We start from the raw sequence: 22,689 nt of genomic DNA, 5'->3' as shown, positions 1-22,689 counted from the left end.
GTCATAATTTGCTTATTAAAATGGAAAACTTTTGTAGGAGTTTTGAGAGTAAAAGAAGTATTTTATATATAATAAAAACTAAGGAGGGGTGTGTTTGAAAAAAAGAAGAAAGATAAATACTAATAAACTTATGGGAATTTTATTTTTTTCTTTGTTATTAACTTTAGGAACATGTTTCTTCTTAAAAAGTGACTTCTTTTTTTTAAAAGACGTAGTGATAAATAATAATAAATATTTATCAAAAGAGGATGTTAATAATCTTTTAAATTTAGAAAAAAATAAGAATATTTTTTTCTATGATTTACAAAATTTAGAAAACAGAGTTAAAGAAAGTGCCTATGTTAAAGATTGTGAAATAAAAAGGAAGATACCAAACAAACTTATAGTAAATGTAAAAGAAAAAAATATTATTGGACCTTTGTATAATGGTAAGTCTTATTGTTATATAGATGACCAAGGAAAATTTGTAGATGAATTAAAAGAGATAGCAAATGATGAACTAGTTATATCTATTGCTTACACATTAAATAATAAAACTTTAAAATTTAATAATGAAAATGATAAGAATAAACTTATTACGCTATATAAAAAGCTGGATGAAGAAAACATACTATTACAAATTAAAACAGTTAATTTTACAAAAGAAAAAGAAATTATCATGAAGGGTAAAACAGGACTTACTATATGTCTTAATAAAGATAATAACATAGAAAAAAACATATTAAAGCTTAGTAAAGTTATGATAGATTTGCAAAATAGAAAAGAGCATTATGGAAAGGTAGATTTTACTTATGACAATTATTTACTATATAGCCCGTATTCAAATTAATAAAATTATTTAAAAAATAGAAAAAATGCATTAATATTGTGAAAAAATCACTTGAATATTACCACAGTTTCACAGTAAAATTTAAAGTAGATAAATGTTGTAAATTAATGACAAAAAATGTTTTCATAAGCGTAATAGATAAATATTTGAAATTTTTCATAAAATTAGGAAATATCTATTTTCAAATCATTGCTATTAAGAGTATAATAATATAGAGAATAAGACGCTTTTATAGTATATTATTTTAAGGAATATTTATCTATATTATTTGACAATATACAAGACAGATTGTTAAATATCTATTATACATGTTTAATAACAAGAGTAAAAATTGGTATTTTTATGGAATAAGATAGTAATTTAACAAAAAATACAAGTAAAATGGTATAATCATAATACATGACTGTTTAATTCAGAAGATAGGGAGGTTAAAAAATAATGAATAATAATAGAATTGATATAGAAACTGACAACAATGATGCTGTTATAAAAGTTATTGGTGTTGGTGGCGGTGGAAACAACGCTGTTAACAGAATGATAAGAGAAGAAGTAAAAGGAGTAGAGTTTATTTCTATAAATACAGATAAGCAAGCACTATTATCATCTATGGCAGAAAACCAAATTCAAATCGGAGAAAAGTTAACTAGAGGATTAGGTGCGGGAGCTAAGCCCGAAGTAGGAAAAAAAGCTGCTGAAGAAAGTAGAGAACAAATAGTAGGATTACTTGACGGAACAGATATGGTATTTGTTACTGCAGGTATGGGTGGAGGAACTGGAACAGGTGCTGCACCAATAGTTGCAAAATTAGCTAAGGAAATGGGGATACTTACTGTAGGTGTTGTAACTAAGCCTTTTGGATTTGAAGGTAAAATAAGAATGAAAAATGCTGAAGAAGGCATAAAAGATTTAAAGGCTAATGTGGATACGCTAATAACAATACCTAACGATAGACTTTTACAAATAGTACAAAAGAATACATCAATGGTAGATGCATTTTCTATAGCAGACAATGTATTAAAGCAAGGTATACAATCTATATCTGACTTAATAAAAATGCCAGGGCTTATAAACTTAGACTTTGCCGACGTTACTTCTATAATGAAGGACAAAGGATTAGCTCATATGGGAATAGGTACTGCTAGTGGAGAAAATAGAGCTTTAGAAGCTGCTAAAGAAGCTATTCAATCACCATTACTAGAAACTTCAATAAAAGGAGCTAAAGGAGTATTACTTAACGTTGCTGGTGGAGCTAATTTAACACTATTTGAAGCTAATGCAGCATCAAGTTTAGTTACAGAATCATGTGATCCAGAAGCTAATATAATATTTGGTACATCTATAAGAGAAGATTTAGGAGAAGATATTACTATAACTGTAATAGCTACAGGATTTGAAACTAATCCATCTCAAGGATTTGAGGATTCATTTAAAAACAGAGGTACTAATAGACCTTCGGAAATAGCAACTAAAAAAGCTACTGTAGAAGAAGTTGTTGTAACAAAAGAAGAAAAAGTAGAGGAAAAAGTGGAAGATAAAAAGCCGGCTCATGATATAGATGACGATTTACCACCAATTCCAGTTTTTTTAAGAAGAAATAGAAAATAGTTAATATACATAGTCAAATAAGAAGCTTAAGCTTCTTATTTTTTTGTTATAATATTTATTCATGTTGCATATTATGAATTATAAAGAAAGTTATTAATTATAACAAATTATGAACAATATATGTGTTTTTATACTAATTAAAAAGAAGTAAAATATTATTTAAAAAAGGAAAAAGAAGAATTTTTCCTTTTTTTGTGTTTTTTTATATTAAAGTAATTGAGTTTCGACTGTTAAAAATGACATATTATTTTTTTATGCTAGCTTATAATATAAACATAAAAAGGGGGGAGTAATTAATGTATTTAGACCTTTACATTATTGAAAACCTATTAATAAATTATATTATTATAAGTTGTACTTCTACACTTGCAAAAAATACAAATTCTTATAAAAGAAAAATAATAGGGGCAATAGTTGGAACTATTTACTCTGTAATTTATTTACTTCCAAGGTTTTATTTATTATATACATTACCCTCAAAAGCAATATTTATTGTAATTATAGGATTTATATCATTCGTTTACACAGATAAAAATGACTTTATAAGAATACTTACCGTATTTTTTTTAGTGAATTTTTTTATCTGTGGAAGTACATATTTTATAATTTATTTTACAGGGATAGAACATATAAAAATCTCATTTGTAATAGTTTCCGTATATATTAGTGGCCTTATACTAAAAAAAATATATTCGGATATTAGGTTAATAAATCATATTAAAGAATTTACTAAGGAAGTGACAATTTCGCTTCTTGGAGAAGAACTAAAGTGTGTTGCTCTTTTAGATAGTGGAAACTTGCTAAAAGATCCTTTAAGTAAAAGTGATGTAGTTATGGTGAATTCTTCTTTATTAGAAAAGTATTTGCCTGAAAATTATAATTATGAATATGTTGATGTACTCTTGGCAGAGGAAATCATCAATATTTTAAGTGAAGACATATCATCCAGGGTAAGGCTAATTCCTTATAACCACGCTACTAGTAATAAAACTAACATGGTACTAGGATTTAAAGCCGACTATTTACAAATTGATAATAAAAAGATAGGGAACATTGTACTTGGTATATCAAATTTTAAAGACGACAATTATGATGCCATACTAAATCCAAGTATACTTTCTTAGGTCTAAAAATGGGGAGGGTTATAATTGAAATTAACATTAATGAAAATGAAGTGGAAAATAAACTCTTGGGTAGTGAATATAGGATCTAAATTAGGTATAATTAAACCTAATGGCATGTATTACATGGGCGGTGTAAATATACTGCCTCCACCTCTAAAACCAGATGAGGAAAAATTACTAATAGATAGACTCGAAAAGGATGATAATGTAAAAACTATTTTAATAGAAAGAAATCTTAGATTAGTAGTGTATATTTCTAGAAAATTTGAAAATACAGGTATAGACGTTGAAGATTTAATATCAATAGGAACTATTGGGCTTATAAAAGCTGTTAATACATTTAAATCAAATAAAAATATTAAATTAGCAACTTATGCATCTAGATGTATAGAAAATGAAATATTAATGTATCTTAGAAAAAATAATAAGAAAAAGGCCGAAGTTTCATTTGACGAACCTTTAAACACTGATTTAGATGGCAATGAATTGTTGCTATCAGATGTACTTGGAACAGAAAATGATGAAATATATAAAATTATTGAAGAGGAAATAGATAAAAATTTATTATTTATGGCTTTGGACAAATTATCAGATAGAGAAAAGCAAATTATGGAATTAAGATTTGGTTTAAGTACAAGAGGAAATGAAAAAACGCAAAAGGAAGTAGCTAATATCCTTGGTATATCTCAATCTTACATTTCTAGACTTGAAAAGAAAATTATCAGCAGGTTAAAAAAGGAAATGAAAAAATTTGTATAAATTAAATAAAATCTCGATAAAAGTATAAAAATATATGATATGTAAATAATTTCATATAAAGAATCTTTTAAGAGAGGACTGAAACTTATGCAAATTAATAAGGTTGAAATCTGTGGTGTGAATACATCTGAATTGCCAGTTCTTAAAAATGCTCAAATGATGGATCTTCTAGTTAAAATTAAGGCAGGCGATGAAGAAGCTAGACAACAGTTTGTTAGGGGTAATTTAAGACTAGTTCTAAGTATCATTCAAAAGTTTAACAATAGAGGAGAAAATATTGACGACTTATTTCAAATTGGTTGTATCGGTCTTATAAAAGCTATAGATAATTTTGATTTAAGTCAAAATGTTAGGTTTTCAACTTATGCGGTTCCAATGATAATAGGTGAAATAAGAAGATATTTAAGAGATAATAATCCTATAAGAGTTAGTAGATCATTAAAGGATATTGCCTATAAGGCTCTTCAGGTTAGAGAAAGATTAATTAGAAGCAATTCAAAGGAACCAACAGTTTCAGAGATAGCAAAGGAGCTAGAGTTAGATGTTGAATCTGTTGTTATGGCACTAGATGCTATACAAGATCCCATATCTTTATTTGACCCTGTATACCAAGATAATGGTGATGCCATATTTGTAATGGATCAAGTTCAGGATAAAAAAGATACTGACGAGCACTGGCTTCAAGAAATAGCACTGAAAGAAGCAATAAAAAAACTTAATAACAGAGAAAAACTTGTATTGGACTTGAGATTTTATAAGGGCCGTACTCAAATTGAAGTGGCAGATGAAATAGGAATATCTCAAGCACAAGTCTCAAGAATTGAAAAAAATGCACTGAAAAATATGAGAAAGTACATTTAATTATAATTAAATATGAAGAATAAATCCTTAGTAGAAGAATACTAAGGATTTTTTTTGCATAAAAATTATTAAGAGAGAAATATATTTTTTTTGTATTTTTAAGGAGGATGTTATAATATGATAAGAGTATCTGATATAATGGATAAAGAAATTATCAATGTGAAAAATGGAAAGAAAATGGGTTTTATTACAGACATAGACATAGATGTTAATGAAGGTAAGGTTGTATCTTTTTCAACAACAGGAGAAGGAAGTGGAGGATTTTTTTCTAGAGGAATGGATGTAGATATGATATTTTGGAATGATATATTAAAAATAGGATGTGACACAATAATAGTAAATATAGGCTCAGAAAGAAAATTAGATATTGATGAAATGAAAATTTAAACTAACTTAACTAAGGAGGAAGATTATGCAATGTCCTTATTGTAATTATAAGGAGTCTAAAGTTGTAGACTCAAGACATACAGATAGTGATTCTATTAGAAGAAGAAGAGAGTGTGAATCTTGTAAAAAAAGATACACAACCTACGAAACTATTGAAACAACACCTGTTATGGTGGTAAAAAAAGATAATACAAGAGAGTACTTTGATAGAGAAAAAATAAAAAATGGTCTAATAAAATCTTGTGAAAAGAGACCAGTTTCAATTGATCAAATTGAAGGGGTAGTATCTTACATAGAAAATGAAATAAATAAAAACTATATGACTGAGATAGAAACAAAAATAATTGGAGAAATGATAATGGACAAACTAAAAGATATAGATGAAGTATCTTACGTTAGATTTGCGTCTGTTTATAGGCAATTTAAAGATATAAATACTTTTGTTAATGAATTAAAAACGATATTAATGGAGAAGGATAAATAAAATGGAAAATTATATAACTGTAGATAGAGTAGAAAAAGAATTAGATTTTGTTAACTTAGTTATAACAACAACTAATATAGATGCAAAAAACGAAGATGATTTATTTAAGACATTTACACAAGAAGAATTTAAGTTAACAAATTTAACAAGAAATTCTCAAATTCACTCTAGTATTGTTAATAAAATTGATGAACATAATATAGGTCAGAGAATAGATGGAGATGCTTTAATAACTAATGTTCCTCAAGTTCCATTACTAATATTAACGGCAGATTGTGTACCTGTTGTAATTGTTGACCCAGTTAACAAAGCTATAGGAATAGTTCATGCAGGGTGGAGAGGGACTTATGATAAGATAAGTGAAAAAACTATAGAAAAAATGAGTGAAAATTATAATTCTAAACCAGAAGACTTAATATGTATAATAGGACCATCAATAGGGCCATGCTGTTATGAAGTTTCAAAAGACTTAGTTGAAAAATTTAACATAAATTTAGCAAATAATGCAGGAAAATTCGATATAATAAAAGATAATAAATATTATTTGGATTTATGGAAAATTAACGAACTTATGTTAAAAGATTATAAAGTTAAAGAAGAAAATATAATAAATATTCAAATATGTACTAATTGCAATCACGATAAATTCTATTCTTACAGAAAACATAATAAAACATCAAAGAGAATAGGAACGATGATTCAAATTAGATAAGGAGGAGTAATAATGGGTACTAAGATTCTTGTAATTGATGATGAAGAGCACATAGTAGAGCTACTACAATTTAATTTGGAAACTTCAGATTATATTGTAGACTATTCTTATGATGGATTTGATGGGTTTTTAAAAGCTAAAGAAAATAAACCTGATTTAATACTTCTTGATTGGATGTTACCTAATATAAGTGGTATAGATGTATTAAAGAAAATAAGAGGAGATAAGGACCTTAAAAATATACCTGTTATTATGCTTACAGCTAAAAATATGGAAAGTGATAAAGTTGAAGGCTTGGTAGGTGGTGCAGATGATTATATAACAAAACCTTTTAGCATTAAAGAATTATTAGCTAGAATAAGCTCTGTTTTAAGAAGATATAATATGAATTCACCAAGAGAAGAAGAAATATTAACTGTAAAAGATATAAAACTTGATTTAATAAAACATGAAGCAACTAGAAATGGAGAAAAGCTAGATTTAACTCTTAAAGAATTTGATTTATTAAAAATTTTACTTCAAAATAAAGGAAAAGTTTTATCTAGAAACTTTTTATTAGATAAAATTTGGGGATATGAGTTTTATGGTGAGACTAGAACTGTAGATGTTCATATTAGATATTTAAGAAAAAAAATAGAAAGTCCAGATGGTAATGAAAAATATATTGAAACTATTAGAGGAATAGGATATAAAATAGAGTAAGAAATGGAGAAAATATATGGAACCTATTAGCAGTGTTTACTTTTTTGTTATGTTACTAGCTTGTAGTGTGGCAATACTTTTATATCGATATACTATAACTATAAGAAGATTTTTAAAAAGTTTTATTAAAATCTCAAATAAGGTAAGCAATAAAGAATTTCATGCAAGATTACAAACTTCTGCTAGAGGTGAATTAGGAGAGCTTACTAGAAACTTCAATTTTATGATGGAAACAATGGAAAGTACAATTGAAGAAGTGGAGTATAAGCATCTTCAACTTACCTCAGTACTTAAAAGTATTTCACATGGAATTGTAGTTATTGATATCGATGGCAATATTATTTTAATTAATGATGAAGCACGTAAAATGATAAAAAGTAAATGTAATGGAAAAGAAGACGGAAAAAATTTAAAACAAGTTATTGATGTTGATGATATTTTAAGAGGTATAGAAAGATATATTGGAAGTAAAGAAAATCAAAGCAATAATGTAACTTTAGATGATGAAATTGTCTATAGAATAAAAATTGACCCTGTATATCTACAAGACTCTAAAAATGCTATTATAGGTTCTATAATTAATATTGAAGATATAACAGAGATTGTAAAATTAGAAAATATGCGTAGAGATTTTGTGGCTAACGTAAGTCATGAACTAAAAACACCTTTGACATCAATAAATGGATTTGTAGAGACATTAATAATGAATGAAGATTTACCAGTAAATAAGAGAAATAGGTTTTTAGCTATAATAAAAAAAGAATCAGATAGGCTAAAAAGATTAATTGAGGATATACTTTTATTATCATCAATAGAAAGTAAAAATAATTTAGTAATGGAAAATATATTACTCTATGATGTATTTAAAGAAGTATATGAGATGATAAATTACATAGCTAATTCAAAAAAAATTGATCTACAATATAATTTTGAAGATGAAGAAATAGTAGTTCAAGCTTATGGCGATTATCTTAAACAGTTGCTTCTTAATTTAATAGATAATGCTATTAAATATACTCCAGAAGGAGGTAAGGTAACTATTAACCAATTATCTATAAATGATGAAATAGTAATAGAAGTTATAGATAATGGAGTTGGTATTCCAAAGGAAGACCAAAGTAAAATATTCCAAAGATTTTATAGAGTAGATAAGGCTAGAAGTAGATCTGTAGGAGGTACAGGTTTGGGTCTTGCCATAACAAAACATATTGTTCACTCTCTAAAGGGTAGCATCTGCGTAGAAAGCGAACTTGGTGAGGGTAGCAAATTTATAGTAAGATTACCGAAAAAAATTTCCTAGATTATTAGGAAATTTTTTTTATTTTTTGCACAAACTAAATTTATAGATTTATTAGTAGAAAACTTTAAATTTAGTTTCAAGGTATTAAATTATTAGGAGGATTTAGTTTTATGAATAATAGCCAAATAAATGACGCTCTATTTAGACATGCTTTTATTACAGCCATGATTATAGGAACCTTATGTAGATTTTTTGTACTAAGAGTTAAAGATAAACAATACCCATCAAGACCACAGGATTATATAGAACAAATAATAGTGGCAGCTTTAGCCGCATCTCTTGGTTCTGTAGCCTTGCCTGCATTAATTGATAAAGAGTTTTCAGCCTTAACTTTTTTAGCAGTAGGAATACAACAATTTCAAGGTTTATCACAACAAGAACAAATCACTTTAGAAAATATTGATAATGATGACTTGATAGATAAGGGACAGCCATATATTGATGAAATTGCATCTACTTATGAAGTAAGAAGTTATGTAAGCTTGTTCTCTGCTTTGATAGCTTCTTTAATATACATATTTACTTCTAGAATATATAACGATAGCGTATTAGTTTGTACAGTTACTTCAACTGTGGGAGCCATAGTGTTATCACTTATATTTAGAAGATTATTAAGAAGAAAAAGTGTTAATGATTTAGCAGATGTATATCTAGGAAAAGTAACATTTGATGGACCTCTTTTAAAAGTTAATGATGTAGTCATGGGTAATATTGGTCTAAAAGACAGTAGGAAGAAATATATGGAAAAAGGTGTTGCCATAGAAATAGTACCTAAAGATATGGGAAGCTTCGGAACAATAAATGATATAGGTCAACAAAAGGCTATAATGCACAATATTTATATTCAGCTTGGCATGGACAAAGATGTTGATGAAAGAGATTTACTAGCAATTTCTGAGACTGATCTAAAAAAGAAATCTGTAGTAATTGTTATGATACCTTTACTTAAAGATGAAATAACTCTTATGAAAGCAGCAGGAAGTACTCCTATTATAGATACATCAAAAGGCAAGCAAAGTGCTTATAAGAAAAAATCATAACTTTTCAAATAAAAGTGATTGAAAGAGGTGAGTAAATGGACAACATATTTTTTATAGGGTTAACAATAGGAGTTACTTCAAGATTAATTATGTTGAATCTTGATAACAAACAATATCCAACCCAACCGAATATATTAACATCACAAATAGTATTAGCCTTTGTGGCATCTTCATTAGGAGCATTATTAATTCCAGCTTTGATAAATAGATCTTATACATCAATTACATTTTTGTCCTTAGCAGCAGAACAGTTTAGACAAGTAAGAAGTAGTAGAAGGAATTCCCTACAAGATCTGGAACCTACACAGTTAGTTCCTAGAGGAAATTCATTTATTGAAGAAATAGCTAGAACGTACGAAATTAGAAATTACATGTGTATTGTAACATCCTTTATAACTGTTGCATGTTTTTATGGTCTAAGCAATGAAACTAATATAAGTGATAATTCAGCAACAATAATAAGTACAGTAGTTGGCCTTTCAATAGCTCTTCTTCTTAGAAATGCGCTATCAAGACAATGCATTGCTGATATAGCTGAAGTATCTATTGTAGATATTAGTTTTGTAGAGGGTACTTTGTTAAAAGTTGGTAATTTAAAAGGAATAACAAATGTTGGTTTAAAAGAGGATAGAGAGAGGTATTTAAAAGATGGTATAGGAATTGAAATAAGACCTAAAAATAATAGTTATACTAATGCTGGAATTTTAAGTTATCCTGGTCAGAGACAGGCAATATGTTATAACTTATACTCAAGACTTGGAGTACTTAAAGAAAGTGATGAACCTGCTTTTACTCCAATACCGAGAAAAGATCCAGTTAGCCAAGCTATATATATAGCATTTATACCAATGGAAAAAGATGAAAGAAAAGTAATAGAGGCGGTTAAATCTTGCCCAATACTAGATAGTGCTAGAGGTAAACACTTAGCATTAAAAAAACTAAAAATTGAAGGAAAGGAAAGTAAGTAGATGGGAAATGATATAGGTATTAATTCATATACAATGGCAGTGATAACTACAGATAAAAATATGGTTATATCAGGAGGATGTCCTCTATTTTATGCAAATGATGATGATGATATGCAAAAGAAAGCTTTACTAGTGGCAAAAAGTGTGGATGGAATGGTTCATCAAATAACTGAGGAAATTCTTATAGTAGTAAGACATTAAGGTACCTTGGGGGTACCTTTTGTTAATTAATATGGTTGAAAGCTAGATACAAGTTGACTAATTTTTTTAAATCATGTATGATTAAATGATGTATTTACATCTAAAATTAGATAATACATTTATGTGGAAAAGTGGTGATATGCAAAATGGAAGTAAACGTAAAAAATATTAATAATATAGTAAGTAAAGTTTATAAAAATAGTATTGCAGATGAAATGGGTATCGAAGTTGGCGATATACTTTTATCTGTAAATAAAGAGAAAGTTGAAGATATAATTCAATATAGATTTTTAATAAGTGAAGAATATATCGAGCTAGAAATTAAAAAACAAAAAAATGGAAAGATATATTTATACGAAATTGAAAAAGATTATGATGAAGAATTAGGCATAGAATTTACTAACCCTATAATAGATAAAGCAAAAAGTTGTAGAAATAAATGTGTATTTTGCTTTATAGACCAGTTACCAGAAGGTATGAGAGAAACACTTTATTTTAAAGATGATGATTCAAGGCTATCTTTCTTACAAGGAAACTTCGTTACTTTAACAAATATGAGTGAGGATGATATTAATAATATAATAAGATATAGGATTAGCCCAATAAATATTTCTGTACATACTACAAATCCTGAACTAAGAAGAAAAATGATAAACAATAAATTTGCAGGAAAGCTAATAGATATAATGAGAAGACTTGCAGAAGCAGGAATTGAAATGAATGCTCAAATAGTACTTTGTCCAGGATATAATGATAAAGAAGAATTAGAAAGATCATTAGAAGATTTATCAAGTTTACATCCTTACGTAAAAAGTGCTGCTATAGTTCCAGTTGGAATTACTAGACATAGAGATAATCTTGCTAGACTTGATATATTTGATGAAAAAAGTGCAGGATATACAATTGACCAAGTTAATAAATTACAAGAAAAATATTTGGATAAATTAAATACTAGATTTGCATTTTTATCAGATGAGTTTTATATTCTTGCAAAAAGACCATTATTAAAATATGATGAGTATGAGGGATTTGACCAATTCGAAGATGGTGTTGGAATGATAACAAAAATGGGAACAGAAATTGTACAGTATTTAGATACAATATCTGGTTCAAGATTAAATAAATCAAAAAAGGTATCTATTGCAACAGGAAAATCTGCTTATGAATTTATGTGCCGTATGGCTAATAAAATAATGGATAAATTTAAAAATATAGAAATTAATGTATATAGAATTAAAAATAATTTCTTTGGAGAAACAATAACAGTTAGTGGTCTTTTAACAGCTACTGATTTAATTGATCAATTGAAAAGTGAAGACTTAGGTGAAACATTGTATATTACTAGGTCTATGATGAAAGCTGATGAAGAAATTTTCTTAGACAATATAACCTTAAAAGAATTAGAAGAACAATTGAATTTAGAAGTAGTACCATGCGAAAATAAAGGTACTGATGTAGTAGACAAGATAACTAAATAGGAAGGAGAATAAATATGGATAATAGACCCATAGTTGCAGTAGTAGGTAGACCAAATGTTGGAAAATCTACATTGTTTAATAAATTAGCAGGAAAGAGAATATCAATAGTAGAGGATACACCAGGGGTTACTAGAGATAGAATATTTACAGAGGTAGAGTGGTTAAATAAATACTTTACTTTAATAGATACGGGAGGAATAGAGCCTGAAAATGATGATATAATATTAACTCAAATGAGAAACCAAGCTATGCTTGCCATGGATATGGCTCATGTAATAGTATTCGTTGTTGATGGTAAAGGTGGAATAACTTCTGCAGATAGAGAAGTAGGATTAATGCTAAGAAAAACAAATAAACCAGTTATTTTAGCTGTAAATAAAATAGATAATATAAACTTAGAAGATAATATATATGATTTCTATGAGTTAGGACTTGGGCAACCACATCCAATATCAAGTGCAAATGCCATGGGACTTGGAGATTTATTAGATGAAATAGTGGAAAACTTCCCAGAAGGATTAAACACTGAGTATAACGAAGATATAATAAGAGTTGCTATAACAGGTAAACCAAATGCAGGTAAATCTTCTATACTTAACAAAATATTAGGAGAAGAGAGAGTTATAGTAAGTCCAATAGCAGGAACAACAAGAGATGCCGTTGATACATACTTTGAAAAAGGTGATCAACAATATTTATTAATAGATACAGCTGGTATAAGAAGAAAAAGTAAAGTATATGAAAGAGTTGAAAAATTCTCAGTACTTAGAGCTATGTCTGCAGTATCTCGAGCTGATGTAGTGTTAATAGTTATAGATGCTACAGAAGGTGTTACAGAACAAGATACAAAAGTAGCAGGTATCGCTCATGATGAAGGTAAAGCTTGCATATTTGTAGTAAACAAATGGGATTTAATAGAAAAAGACAATAAGACACTTGGAAATTATACAAACGAGATAAGAGATATGTTCCCATTCATGAACTATGCTCCAATATTATTCGTATCAGCAGTAACTAACCAAAGAATGAGCAAAATATTAGATACAGTAGATAAAGTAGCTGAAGAACACTCTAAGCGTGTAAGTACTTCTCAATTGAATGATGTAATTGGTGAAGCTGTGATGCTTAATCAACCTCCATCAGATAAAGGTAAAAGGCTTAAAATATACTATGGTGCTCAAACTGGAACTAAGCCACCAAAGATTACTTTATATATAAACAGTAAAGATTTAACTCATTTCTCATACCAAAGATACTTAGAAAATAAAATAAGAGAAAACTTTGGATTTGAAGGAACATCAATGCAATTTGAATATAGAGAAAAGGATAGAAAAAGATAGAGACTTTAGGGGGTTAATATGTTAATTTATTTAATTATAATTATAATTGCCTACCTTCTTGGGAATATATCAACTTCATATATAGTAGCAAAGAAGCTTGCTGGAGTTGATATAAGAACTCAGGGTTCTGGTAATGCAGGCTCTACCAATGTACTTAGAACATTAGGTAAAAAAGCAGGAGCATTAACTTTTATAGGAGATGTTTTAAAAGGATTAATCGCAGTATTAATAGCAAGGTTAATTGCTTATGGAGTTCATATGGACCAAAGCATTTGTGCCTATTTTGCAGTTGTTGCTGTTGTTCTTGGTCACAATTATCCTGCTTTTCTTGGATTTAAAGGAGGTAAAGGAGTTGCGACTTCTTTAGGCTCTATGTTAGGGATGAATCCGCTAGTTGCGCTAATGTGTTTAGGATTTTTTATAATAATAGTAGCTATAACTAAGTATGTTTCTCTAGGTTCTATACTAGGTATTGGTTTATCTCCTATAATCATGCTTATAAATCATAATACTAAAGGTGTTTTAGTTGCATTATTCTTAACCATATCAGTAGCAATAACTCATAAAGAAAATATTAAACGATTACTAAACGGTACAGAAAGAAAAATAGGAGAAAAGAAAAATTAAATTACTATACTAGGTGGTGTTTATTATGAAGAAGATGTGTGTTATAGGTGCTGGAAGCTGGGGTAGTGCACTAGCTCTTAGCTTACATAAAAATAATCATAAAGTTTTCATGTGGACAAGAGATAATGAGCAAGTTAAAGAAATAAATGATACTAGAAAAAATAGTAGGTTTTTACCTGATGTTGTTTTCCCAGAAGATTTAATAGTTTCTAATGATTTAGAGGAAGTTATAAAAGATAGTGAAATTGTTGTACTTGCAGTTCCATCTCAAGCTGTAAGAAGTGTTTGCAAACAAATTAAACCTTTCCTTAGGGATGAGCAGGTTTTAGTTGACGTGGCAAAAGGTTTAGAAAAAGGAACTGGACTTAGACTTTCAGATGTGGCAAAAGAAGAATTACCTAATAGCCCTTATGTAGCATTATCAGGACCTTCACATGCAGAGGAAGTTTCTAAATATATGCCAACAACTTTAGTTGCAGCTTGTGAAGAAATAAAATATGCTCAGGAAGTACAAGATGCTTTTATGAGTCCATATTTAAGAGTCTATACTAATCCTGATATAATCGGAGTAGAACTTGGTGGTGCATTAAAAAATATTATAGCTTTTGGTGCAGGAATGTGTGATGGTTTAGGTTATGGAGATAATACAAAGGCAGCTTTAATGACAAGAGGAATTGCAGAAATCGGAAGACTTGGAGTTGCTATGGGAGCTAACGTAAATACTTTTACAGGACTTGCTGGTATAGGTGATTTAATAGTTACTTGTACAAGTATGCATAGTAGAAATAGAAGAGCGGGTATACTTATGGGGCAAGGTAAATCTTTACAAGAAACATTAGATGAAGTTCAAATGGTAGTTGAAGGAATAACTGCCACAGAAGTAGCATATAAAGTTTCTAGAGATTTAAATATTGATATGCCAATAACAGAAGCTATATATTCAGTTTTGTATGAAGGAGCTAATCCTAACAAAGCTGTGCTAGAATTAATGACTAGATCAAAAAAACATGAAATGGAAGAAATAGTTAATAACGGCTTATTCAAATAATAAATATTTATTAAATAAGGTATAAATATATATGTAATAAAAAATTCCCTCCTGAAATATAATTAACTAAGAAATTATATGCAGGAGGGAATTATTATGAACAATATATATGAAGACATTGCTAAAAGAACTCAAGGTGACATATATATAGGTGTTGTTGGACCTGTAAGAACAGGTAAATCAACGTTTATTAGAAGATTTATGGAAACCCTTGTGTTACCTAACATAGAAAATGACTTCAAAAGAGAAAGAACTAAAGATGAGATACCTCAAAGTGGTTCAGGAAAAACCATAATGACAGTAGAGCCTAAATTTGTTCCAGCTGATGGAGTTGAAATAAAAATCAAAGACACAGTATCTCTAAAAGTCAGAATGGTGGACTGCGTAGGATACATAGTTGATGGGGCTTTAGGTCATGAAGAAGACGGAAAGCAAAGACTAGTATCTACACCATGGTCAAAGGAAGCTATGACTTTTGAAAAAGCTGCTGAAATAGGAACAAAAAAAGTTATCAAAGATCACTCTACAATTGGAATTGTAATAATTACAGATGGTTCTGTTACAGGAATTGATAGAAGTAGCTATATAATCCCAGAAGAAAGAGTGATAAAAGAACTAAGGGCATTAAAGAAACCATTTGCAATAGTATTGAATACTAAATATCCAGGTAGTGAAGAAACAGAATTCTTAAGACGTGACTTAGAGGAAAAATATGCAGTTCCTGTAGTACCTATGGATGTGGATCAAATGGACGAAAAGGATATAGAGGAAGTTATGGAAACAGTTCTATATGACTTCCCACTAGCTGAAATAAGGATTAATTTACCTGATTGGGTAGAAGGATTACCTAATAATCACTGGATCAAGAGTAATATTATTAATACTTTAAAGCAATCTATAGCATCTATTGATAAAATAAGAGATATAGATTTTGTAGTACATGGATTTAATGAATTACCTTTCTTAGAAGATTGTGAAGTAGATGATGTAAGTCTTGGTGAAGGAGTAATAAATATTGATGTACGTACAAAGCAAGAATTATTCTATGAAATATTAGAAGAACAAAGTGGATTTAAAATTGAAGGAAACTGTCAATTACTTAATTTAATTACAAAATTATCAAAGGTTAAGACAGAGTATGATAAAATAGAAAGTGCTTTATGTGATGCAAAAACTTTAGGATATGGAGTTGTTGCACCATCTCTTGATGAACTTAGTTTAGAAGAACCAGAAATTACAAAACAAGGAAAGCAATATGGAATTAAATTAAAAGCAAATGCACCTTCTCTTCATATAATAAAAGCAGATATTTCAACAGAAGTATCTCCTATAGTTGGAAATCAAAATCAAGGAGAGGAAATGATAAAATATCTACTTGAAGAATTTGAGCAAAATCCAGCTGAAATTTGGGAATCAAATATGTTTGGTAAATCATTAAATGATTTAGTGAAAGAACAATTACAAAGTAAATTGTATACTATGCCAGAAGAAATAAGATATAAGATCCAAAAAACATTACAAAAAATTATTAATGAAGGTAGTAGCAATATAATAACTATTTTGCTATAAAAACAATTTTAATACAAAAATTAAATATTTATATAATAAAAAAGAACTGAATTTTTGAATGTAATAAATTTAGTTCTTTTTTATTTGCAAATATATAATAATTTTATATATTTTCTAATTTTTATTATAATTTGGAATATATAGTCAAATCAGAATAGTCATACTGAAAAAATAATTCAGAAAATTTTGAGAAAATTGAAAATTAAAGGAGGAAATTTGGAGTAAACATAGAATTAGTCTAAATACGAGTATTAAGGTATGTGTTTTTAGCATTCTTTTTAGTTATAAAATGAAGTGCTAAAAATATAATTTATAAATATATCTTTTACTCGCAGGTATATTAATTTTTTTAGGGACAAATTTTATTATTAGGAGGGGTTTTATGGAAACCATTGTTAATGCGGTCAACGACATCGTATGGAGTAGTGCACTAGTTTACTTATGTCTAGGTGCTGGGATTTATTTTTCTCTTAGAACTAGATTCTCTCAAATTAGAAATATCAAAGAAATGGTACATTTATTATTCGCAGGTGAAAAATCTGAACAAGGTATTTCATCATTCCAGGGCTTTTGTACTGCACTAGCAGGACGTATAGGAACAGGTAACATAGCAGGTGTTGCTACAGCTATTGCTTGGGGTGGTCCAGGAGCATTATTTTGGATGTGGGTTATAGCATTTTTAGGAGCAGGTTCAGCACTTGCAGAGTCTACATTAGGTCAAATATATAAAGAAGAGCATGAAGGTGAATACTGTGGTGGTCCGGCATATTATATAGAAAAAGGTTTTGGCAAAAAAGGATGGGCAAAAGTATATGGTATGGCTTTCGCTATAGTTACACTTTTAGCAATGGGGATATTAATGCCAGGTGTTCAATCTAACTCAATAGCAGTATCTGTTGAAAATGCATTTGGATTAAGTACATCAATTACTGGTATAGCATTAGTTATTTTAGTTGGTATAGTTATATTTGGTGGAATTAAAAGAATAGGTGCTGCTGCAGAATTTATAGTTCCATTTATGGGTGGAGCATATATACTAATGGCTGTAATAATAATAATTTTTAATATAGGAGCTTTACCAGGAGTTATAGCTACAATATTTAAATCAGCATTTGGTGTTGAACAAACTTTTGCTGGTATATTAGGATCTACTATAGCTTGGGGTGTTAAACGTGGTGTTTACTCTAATGAAGCTGGTCAAGGTACTGGACCACAAGCATCTTCAGCTGCAGAAGTATCTCATCCTGTAAAACAAGGTTTTGTTCAAGCTTTTTCAGTATATGTTGATACATTATTCGTTTGCTCTGCAACTGGATTTATGATATTAATAACTAATAATTATACTACTTTTAATGCAGATGGTACAGTACTATACAATGCAGGACCTCAATATACAGTTGAACAAATAGGGCCTGCTTATACTCAAGGCGCTGTTAATACATTAATAGATGGATTTGGAGCAGCATTCGTTGCTATAGCATTATTTTTCTTTGCATTTACTACGTTGATGGCTTACTATTATATAGCTGAAGTTAACTTAAATTATATGATTAAGAGGATTACTGGTAAAGGAAGTAAGATGGCAACACACGTATTAAAATTTGTAATGTTAATAATGATATTCTTTGGTTGTGTTAAGTCTGCAAAGCTTGCATGGACAATGGGTGATATAGGTGTTGGTCTTATGGCATGGCTGAATATAGTAGCCATACTTCTACTATCAAACATAGTAATGAAGTGTTTTAAAGACTACGAATCCCAAATGAAGTCTGGTAAGTCTAGTGAGGAAATTACATTTGACCCAGTACCGTTAGGAATTAAAAATGCTGATTTCTGGGAAAATAGAAATAAACAAAAAGTTGACTAATGTGAATTGAATTTTATTAATTATAAATGTAAATAAATAATAAAAAAGATGGTTCTTTATTATAAAGAACCATTTTTTTTATATTAATACAAATTTTTTATATTTTTTAGAATAATATGTGAAAAAATTAATATTATTGGTTATAATCTTATATATAATAAAGTAATAATATTGAAATTCATTATATAGAAGTTAAATTATTTGACAATATAATTTATAATGCTTAAAATATAGTTAAAATGGATTGATTATACTTTATGTTTTATATTTCTCAGGGAATATACATAATTCAATTTGTACATAAAATGTAGGAGGAAAGAAAATGTTAGATATCAAAAGGATAAGAGAAAATCTAGAAGATATTAAAAAAGCAATGGATAGAAGGGGAGAAAAAGAATTCGACCTTGATGCTGTTGTTGAGCTAGACGATCAAAGAAGAGAGTTATTAAAAGAAGTTGAGTCTTTAAAAAGCGAAATGAACGTTGAACAAAAGAAAATACCTCAACTAATGAAAGAAGGAAAAAAAGAAGAAGCTGAAGCGGAAAAAGTTAAGCTTAAAGAATTATCTGAAAACATAAAAGCTTTAGATGAAAAAGTTAAAAAAGTTCAAGATGAATTACAATATAGATTATTTAGAATACCAAATGTTCCAAATGCAAACGTTCCTCAAGGGGATACTGATGAAGATAACGTAGAAGTTAGAAAATGGGGAGAGCCAAAAAAGTTTGATTTCGATTTCAAAGCTCACTGGGATATAGGTACTGATTTAGGAATATTAGATTTTGAGACTGGAGCTAAAATAACTGGTTCAAGATTTACATTATATAGAGACAAAGGTGCAAGATTAGAAAGATCTGTAGCTAACTTTTTCTTAAATACAAATACAGAAGAGCAAGGGTACACAGAGTTTATACCACCATTTATGGCTAATACAAACTCATTCTTAGGAACTGGACAACTTCCAAAATTCGGAGAAGATATGTTCAAAGTTGAAGATACTGATTACTACTTAATACCAACTTCAGAAGTACCTTTAACAAATATAGTTGCAAATGAAATATTATCATATGATGAATTACCTTTAAATTATACTGCTTATACTCCATGCTTTAGATCAGAGGCCGGTTCTGCAGGTAGAGACACTAGAGGTCTTGTTAGACAACATCAATTCAACAAAGTTGAAATGGTTAAAATAGTTGCGCCAGAAACTTCATATGATGAATTAGAAAAATTAACTGCTAATGCAGAATATTTATTACAAAAATTAAACATACCATATAGAGTTGTTAGAATATGTACAGGAGACTTGGGATTCACTGCTGCATATAAATATGACTTAGAAGTATGGATGCCATCATATAATAGATACGTTGAAATATCTTCTTGCTCAAATTGTGAAGACTTCCAAGCTAGAAGAGCTGGTATAAGATTTAAAAGAGATAAAAACTCTAAAGCTGAATACTGCCATACATTAAATGGTTCAGGTCTTGCTGTAGGTAGAACAGTTGCTGCTATACTTGAAAACTATCAACAAGCTGATGGTTCAGTAGTAGTACCAGAAGTATTAATACCATATATGGGTATAAATGTTATAAAATAATTTTAATTTACATAAAAAAGGAGAGATTAATATCTCTCTTTTTTTTATTATTTGCATTTAAATGTTTCACATGATGAAAAATGAGAATTAATCAGAACACTATCTGCAGTGCAATGTGTGTCATTATTATAAATACAATTACAAGCTTCGCAAATTATATTTTTTGGTGTTGTATACCCGCCTACTTCTATTGCACTAGTAAAAAAACCTAAACTATCTGCAAAATATGTTGAACAAGTAGTTTCAGATGTTTTTACTGCAGAATTACCTCTTACATTTATGTAACCAGCACGACAACATTCATCGTAATTATGAGCACAATTAGTTGCTTTGCAATATAATTTTTTTTCAGACATATTATTTCCTCCTAATCAACACTTCATTATCTTATTTTTATCCAAAGAAAAAAAAGTATGTATAAAGAGATATCATTTTATTGGAAATATATTCTAATATTATAAGAATAATTTAATTATTATGGGATGGTTTGATTTTAAAGCTACTTATTCATAAGGAGATACAAAATGAAAGATAAAAATATATTTTGGCATTAAGATTTTCTGTAGGATCTTTAACGCTAATATTAATTTATTATAAAAAATTAAAGGTAATAGACAAGGAATATTTGAAGAGCGGTCTAGTTATGGCAATAACTTTATTTCTTAATTTTTAGATGTATAAAGGGAATGGTATTAGTATCATTAAATGAAAACTTAGATATAACAGGTGGAGATTTAGCTATTTTACTATCTGGATTTTTTGCAGCGATAATATTATGGCCACATCAATTTACTGTAAAAACAAAGATTCTTTAATATTGAGTTTGGAAGCTGTCTTTGGCATTATGTTGTTCATTATAGTTTATAATGAACAAATTACAACAAAACTTGCTATAGGATTTGTTTTTATATCTATTGCAGTTGTGATTTCTGAAATAAAATTAAGTTTTTTTAAGAAAAAAGAAGAAATTTGCATAGAAGATAAGGATTAAAATGTAAATCTATTTACATATTAAGAAGGATTTAAATAATATTTAAAGAAATTATAAATTAATTACTTTTAAATTAAGAATACTATTTAAATACTGGGGTGAATCCATTGAAGAAAATAAAATATTCTAGACTTTTTATACTAGGAGTATTTATATACTTAATATTTAAAGGGATAGCTTTAATAATAGGATTAAATACATCTGTGCTAGTATTAAAAGATGATTTTTATACTATGAAAACTAAAGAAAAAGGTATTGTTGTAAGAGATGAATATTTAATAAAAAGTGATACTAATGGAACATTATCTTTGTTGGTGAATAGCAATGAAAAAGTTCAAAAATCTCAGAATATAGCTACTGTGTACAATAACAATATAGATGAGAATATTAATGAAGAATTAATAAATTTAAAAGAAGAAATAAAAGGTTTGGAAAGTGAAAATAATTCATTAAAAATTGGGATATTATCTGTAAAAAAAGAAGAATTAAACATATTAGAAGAAAAAATAAAATCTAATTCTACTAACTACTGTGCAAGTTCATCAGGAATTATATCTTACAAATATGACAACAATGAAAATAAATATAGCACTGATTATTTATCTAATATAACTAAAGAAGATATAGATGATGCAAGTAATAACTATATACCAACTGCAACTAACCATAAAAAGATAAAACAAGATACTATCATTGCAAGAGTGATAAATAATAATGATTGTTACATGGCGTTTGTAATAGAAGATAACAAGTTGTTTAATGAAGGTGATAGTGTTAAAATTGGAATTAGAGATAATGAAATAAATGGAGAGATATATAAAATATGTAAGAAGGATAATTATTCTATTATAATAGTTAAATTTACGCAACAAAATATTGGAATTTATGATACAAGAGTGGAAGAATTTGATATAATATATAAACAAATGGAAGCTTTAAGAATACCTAAACAATCTTTAGTGAAAAAAGACAATAAAACAGGTGTATATGTGATAAATGAAGAAAATAATAAGCCTGAATTTATAGAAATTAAAGGAATTTCTTTTGAAGACGATACTTATATATATGTTGACTTTAGAAGTAATGAAGCTAATGGAATAAATACGGTTAAATTACATGACAGAATCATTTTAAAGCCAAATTTTATTAATAAAAGAATTGCAAAGATTAACTAGTATAACTAATAAGAAGGTGGTA

At 28.3% G+C, this 22,689-nt stretch carries 24 protein-coding genes; 23 read left to right on the top strand and 1 reads right to left on the bottom strand.

What is annotated here, in order from left to right; genetic code table 11:
• The first annotated feature begins 94 nt into the window (after positions 1-94).
• The 20 genes from K0039_RS04075 to serS all read left to right on the top strand — a co-directional run bounded on the left by K0039_RS04075 (position 95) and on the right by serS (position 20,501).
• The gene (locus K0039_RS04075) at positions 95-829 is read left to right on the top strand and encodes a cell division protein FtsQ/DivIB (RefSeq protein WP_228103757.1); all 735 of its coding nucleotides are present in this window, start codon (positions 95-97) and stop codon (positions 827-829) included.
• Positions 830-1,267: 438 nt separating this feature from the next.
• Positions 1,268-2,434, top strand: coding sequence for a cell division protein FtsZ (ftsZ, locus tag K0039_RS04070; protein ID WP_228103756.1), 1,167 nt, complete (start codon positions 1,268-1,270; stop codon positions 2,432-2,434).
• 296 nt (positions 2,435-2,730) lie between these two features.
• Positions 2,731-3,558, top strand: a complete 828-nt coding sequence (locus K0039_RS04065; RefSeq protein ID WP_228103755.1) for a sigma-E processing peptidase SpoIIGA — start codon at positions 2,731-2,733, stop codon at positions 3,556-3,558.
• Between the two features lie 39 nt (positions 3,559-3,597).
• A complete protein-coding gene (gene sigE / locus K0039_RS04060; RefSeq protein WP_228104185.1) occupies positions 3,598-4,317 on the top strand; it encodes an RNA polymerase sporulation sigma factor SigE in 720 nt (239 codons plus the stop codon).
• An 87-nt stretch (positions 4,318-4,404) separates the two neighbouring features.
• On the top strand, positions 4,405-5,178 hold the full coding sequence (gene sigG, locus K0039_RS04055; protein ID WP_018589848.1) for an RNA polymerase sporulation sigma factor SigG: 774 nt from the start codon (positions 4,405-4,407) through the stop codon (positions 5,176-5,178).
• A 117-nt stretch (positions 5,179-5,295) separates the two neighbouring features.
• Entirely contained in the window at positions 5,296-5,565 is a 270-nt protein-coding gene (locus K0039_RS04050) for a YlmC/YmxH family sporulation protein (protein WP_228103754.1), read from the top strand.
• 25 nt (positions 5,566-5,590) lie between these two features.
• On the top strand, positions 5,591-6,049 hold the full coding sequence (nrdR, locus tag K0039_RS04045; protein ID WP_228103753.1) for a transcriptional regulator NrdR: 459 nt from the start codon (positions 5,591-5,593) through the stop codon (positions 6,047-6,049).
• Position 6,050: 1 nt separating this feature from the next.
• Positions 6,051-6,761: a peptidoglycan editing factor PgeF gene (pgeF, locus tag K0039_RS04040; protein ID WP_228103752.1), complete on the top strand. Its 711-nt coding sequence runs from the start codon at positions 6,051-6,053 to the stop codon at positions 6,759-6,761.
• Between the two features lie 12 nt (positions 6,762-6,773).
• Positions 6,774-7,463 (top strand): winged helix-turn-helix domain-containing protein, encoded by a 690-nt coding sequence (locus K0039_RS04035; RefSeq protein WP_228103751.1) that lies wholly within the window; start codon positions 6,774-6,776, stop codon positions 7,461-7,463.
• Between the two features lie 16 nt (positions 7,464-7,479).
• Positions 7,480-8,763 (top strand): HAMP domain-containing sensor histidine kinase, encoded by a 1,284-nt coding sequence (locus tag K0039_RS04030; RefSeq protein ID WP_228103750.1) that lies wholly within the window; start codon positions 7,480-7,482, stop codon positions 8,761-8,763.
• Positions 8,764-8,873: 110 nt separating this feature from the next.
• On the top strand, positions 8,874-9,803 hold the full coding sequence (locus tag K0039_RS04025; RefSeq protein ID WP_228103749.1) for a YIEGIA domain-containing protein: 930 nt from the start codon (positions 8,874-8,876) through the stop codon (positions 9,801-9,803).
• 35 nt (positions 9,804-9,838) lie between these two features.
• Positions 9,839-10,771 carry a YIEGIA domain-containing protein gene (locus K0039_RS04020; RefSeq protein ID WP_228103748.1) on the top strand — a complete coding sequence of 311 codons (933 nt, stop codon included), beginning with the start codon at positions 9,839-9,841 and terminating at the stop codon, positions 10,769-10,771.
• Positions 10,772-10,972, top strand: coding sequence for a capping complex subunit for YIEGIA (locus K0039_RS04015; RefSeq protein WP_228103747.1), 201 nt, complete (start codon positions 10,772-10,774; stop codon positions 10,970-10,972).
• 146 nt (positions 10,973-11,118) lie between these two features.
• Entirely contained in the window at positions 11,119-12,450 is a 1,332-nt protein-coding gene (locus tag K0039_RS04010) for a DUF512 domain-containing protein (RefSeq protein ID WP_228103746.1), read from the top strand.
• A gap of 14 nt (positions 12,451-12,464) precedes the next feature.
• Positions 12,465-13,790, top strand: coding sequence for a ribosome biogenesis GTPase Der (der, locus tag K0039_RS04005; RefSeq protein ID WP_228103745.1), 1,326 nt, complete (start codon positions 12,465-12,467; stop codon positions 13,788-13,790).
• An 18-nt stretch (positions 13,791-13,808) separates the two neighbouring features.
• Positions 13,809-14,417: a glycerol-3-phosphate 1-O-acyltransferase PlsY gene (plsY, locus tag K0039_RS04000; protein WP_228103744.1), complete on the top strand. Its 609-nt coding sequence runs from the start codon at positions 13,809-13,811 to the stop codon at positions 14,415-14,417.
• A 25-nt stretch (positions 14,418-14,442) separates the two neighbouring features.
• Positions 14,443-15,465, top strand: coding sequence for an NAD(P)H-dependent glycerol-3-phosphate dehydrogenase (locus tag K0039_RS03995; RefSeq protein ID WP_228103743.1), 1,023 nt, complete (start codon positions 14,443-14,445; stop codon positions 15,463-15,465).
• A gap of 93 nt (positions 15,466-15,558) precedes the next feature.
• Positions 15,559-17,034, top strand: a complete 1,476-nt coding sequence (gene spoIVA, locus K0039_RS03990; protein ID WP_228104184.1) for a stage IV sporulation protein A — start codon at positions 15,559-15,561, stop codon at positions 17,032-17,034.
• 382 nt (positions 17,035-17,416) lie between these two features.
• Positions 17,417-18,901 (top strand): alanine/glycine:cation symporter family protein, encoded by a 1,485-nt coding sequence (locus tag K0039_RS03985; protein ID WP_228103742.1) that lies wholly within the window; start codon positions 17,417-17,419, stop codon positions 18,899-18,901.
• A gap of 322 nt (positions 18,902-19,223) precedes the next feature.
• Complete coding sequence (gene serS, locus K0039_RS03980) at positions 19,224-20,501, top strand: serine--tRNA ligase (RefSeq protein WP_228103741.1); 1,278 nt, start codon at positions 19,224-19,226, stop codon at positions 20,499-20,501.
• A 47-nt stretch (positions 20,502-20,548) separates the two neighbouring features.
• On the opposite strand, the gene K0039_RS03975 is transcribed toward serS, so the two are convergent.
• Positions 20,549-20,857 carry a DUF1540 domain-containing protein gene (locus K0039_RS03975; protein WP_228103740.1) on the bottom strand — a complete coding sequence of 103 codons (309 nt, stop codon included), beginning with the start codon at positions 20,855-20,857 and terminating at the stop codon, positions 20,549-20,551.
• Between the two features lie 330 nt (positions 20,858-21,187).
• Here K0039_RS03975 and K0039_RS21925 point away from each other — a divergent pair, with 330 nt between their 5' ends.
• The 3 genes from K0039_RS21925 to K0039_RS03965 all read left to right on the top strand — a co-directional run bounded on the left by K0039_RS21925 (position 21,188) and on the right by K0039_RS03965 (position 22,667).
• Positions 21,188-21,316, top strand: coding sequence for a hypothetical protein (locus K0039_RS21925; RefSeq protein ID WP_265589399.1), 129 nt, complete (start codon positions 21,188-21,190; stop codon positions 21,314-21,316).
• A gap of 29 nt (positions 21,317-21,345) precedes the next feature.
• Positions 21,346-21,492 (top strand): hypothetical protein, encoded by a 147-nt coding sequence (locus tag K0039_RS03970; RefSeq protein WP_228103739.1) that lies wholly within the window; start codon positions 21,346-21,348, stop codon positions 21,490-21,492.
• A gap of 107 nt (positions 21,493-21,599) precedes the next feature.
• On the top strand, positions 21,600-22,667 hold the full coding sequence (locus tag K0039_RS03965) for a biotin/lipoyl attachment domain-containing protein (protein ID WP_228103738.1): 1,068 nt from the start codon (positions 21,600-21,602) through the stop codon (positions 22,665-22,667).
• The last annotated feature ends 22 nt before the right edge of the window (positions 22,668-22,689 follow it).

The organism is Terrisporobacter mayombei, assembly GCF_020748465.1.
Classification (GTDB): Bacteria; Bacillota; Clostridia; order Peptostreptococcales; family Peptostreptococcaceae; genus Terrisporobacter; species Terrisporobacter mayombei.
This window is presented reverse-complemented; position numbering and strand designations above follow the sequence as displayed.